A 2,261-nucleotide genomic window follows, 5' to 3' on the forward strand; every position below is an offset into this window, starting at 1 on the left:
TGTATATGGGGTGGCTCGTAAGGCAGGTTTTAAGGAAGAAGCGCGGGCTATTGATATGACCAAGGTGAGCGATGATGACTTTGAAAGAGTGGTCTTGGAACACGAAATATTTGGACGTGTGACACCTGAACAGAAGCAAAAGATGGTATCTATTTTGCAAAATGCTGGTAAAACAGTTGCCATGAGTGGTGATGGAGTCAATGATGTTCTGGCTCTCAAGAAAGCAGATATTAGTTTTGCCATGAAGGGGGCTACGAGTGCAGCCAAAAGTGTATCCAATATTGTTTTTCTCACAGATGACTTTGCAGTATTTTATGATATCTTGATGGAAGGACGCCGGGTCATTAACAACATCCAAAAGGTAGCCTCTCTTTTTCTAACAAAGACCTTCTTCTCCATCGTTTTTGCCATTTTGAGTGTGGTATTTGGTTTGGAATTTGCCTTTATCCCCATTCAGTTTACAATCATTTCAGCCATTACGATTGGGATTCCATCCTTCTTCCTGACTTTTGAGTCCAATAAAGAAAAGGTTAGCACTCACTTTATGAGAGATATCCTAACCAACGCGGCGATTGGTGGTGGCGTTCTGGTTGCTAGTGTTCTTTTGACCAATTTCTTTATCACTGTCCCAGGTCAGGTCAAATTTATTTGCTTCCTCCTTGCCCTGATCAATGGTCTGTGTCTAGTTGCCAAGGTCAGCTTGCCTTTTAATCGATACAAGATGCTTTTGCTCACGTTTTTGAGCCTTGCAGCCCTTGTTGGTGTACTTGCCAATACTTTTATCCTACAGGGAGCTTTTGTGCCTTTAGAAGCCAAACAGCTACTCTATGTTGCCATACTAGCAGTGGTGATTGGGTGCTTTCATTATCTGACTAGGAGAAAAAGTTGATACATAAAAAGAATCAGGTTTAATCCTGATTCTTTTTTGTTTATATATTCTCACCGAGATTACATGATACCGAAGAAACGAGCTGCGATACCAACTGCAAAGAGGGCAAGGATGATTGTGATTGGAGATACTTTTTTCTTAAGCAACCACATGCAAAGGAAAGTAAGGAGAAGTCCCATCAATCCTGGAATCAATGAGTCCAACTGACCTTGAAGCGTTTGTGGTTGAACTCTATCTAGGCTCATACCACTAAGCGCTTGACCAAGAATGCCCTTCAACTCAGCTCCTGTAACAGGACCTTCTGGGAAGTTGATGTAGGCACCTTCTGACAATTGTTTGCCTGGAAGGTTGATAGTGAAGTTGATGGATACCCAACGTTGTACAAGAACGGCAAGGATGAACATACCAAGGATAGAAGCACCTTTAGTGATGTCTTTCAAGATACCACCAGACATGTCTTTAGTGATCTCAGATCCAGCTTTGTAACCGAACTCTTGTGTGTACCATAGGAAGGCCATACGGATAGCATTCCATCCGAAGAAGAAGAGAAGTGGACCAACAAGGTTACCAGATGCAGCAAGTGATGCACCAAGAGCTCCAAGGATAGGACGAACTGTAAACCAGAATACTGGGTCACCGATACCAGCAAGAGGTCCCATCATACCGATTTTAACCCCTTGGATAGCCGCGTCGTCGATTTCAACACCGTTAGCGCGCTCTTCTTCAAGTGCAAGAGTAACCCCCATGATTGGAGCAGCGACGTATGGGTGAGTGTTGAAGAATTCAAGGTGGCGCTCAAGAGCAGCCGCTTGGTCTTCTTTTTTAGTGTACAATTTTTTGATAGCTGGGATCAATGAGTAAGCCCAACCCAAGTTTTGCATACGTTCGTAGTTCCAAGAACCTTGAAGGAATTGTGAACGCCACCAAACTTTTTGACGATCTGATTTTGATAATTGAATTTTTTCAGCCATGATTGTTCCCCTTTCTAGTAGTCTTCTAGGATATCACCGATTGGGTCGTTAGAAGTTGCAGCTCCGCCGCCACCGTTTCCACCTTGTTTTGTAAGGTTAAGGTAGATGAAGGCAAGGGCAACACCGATGACACCAAGGGCAATCAAAGTCAATTGAGAGATTGCTGCAAGAGCAAAACCGATTGCGAAGAATGGCCATACTTCACGAGTTGCCATCATGTTGATAACCATAGCGTAACCAACGGCAACGACCATAGCACCACCGACAGCCATACCACCATTCAACCAGTCTGGCATCAATTTGAGAGCATCTTGAACGGCAGAAGCAGGGATAGCGATAAGGAAGGCAGCAGGGATTGCAATACGAAGACCTTGAAGAAGAAGTGCAACAAAGTGAGCACG

Annotated in this window: 3 protein-coding genes; 1 reads left to right on the forward strand and 2 read right to left on the reverse strand. The window is 43.9% G+C overall.

Going from position 1 to position 2,261, the window contains the following annotated elements:
• A partial coding sequence (locus GMD6S_RS11845) for an HAD-IC family P-type ATPase (protein ID WP_000326338.1) occupies positions 1-889 on the forward strand: 889 nt, incomplete at its 5' end.
• Between the two features lie 59 nt (positions 890-948).
• Here GMD6S_RS11845 and GMD6S_RS11850 read toward each other — a convergent pair.
• Positions 949-1,860 carry a PTS system mannose/fructose/sorbose family transporter subunit IID gene (locus GMD6S_RS11850; protein WP_000818322.1) on the reverse strand — a complete coding sequence of 304 codons (912 nt, stop codon included), beginning with the start codon at positions 1,858-1,860 and terminating at the stop codon, positions 949-951.
• Between the two features lie 14 nt (positions 1,861-1,874).
• Positions 1,875-2,261 (reverse strand): PTS sugar transporter subunit IIC (locus GMD6S_RS11855; RefSeq protein ID WP_000304519.1); only part of this gene is annotated, 387 nt, incomplete at its 5' end.

It is taken from the genome of Streptococcus sp. GMD6S (assembly GCF_000297015.1).

Coding starts and splice junctions, on each gene's coding strand:
- GMD6S_RS11850 (WP_000818322.1), bottom strand. CDS start 1,860: ATGGCTGAAAAAATTCAATTATCAAAATCAGATCGTCAAAAAGTTTGG.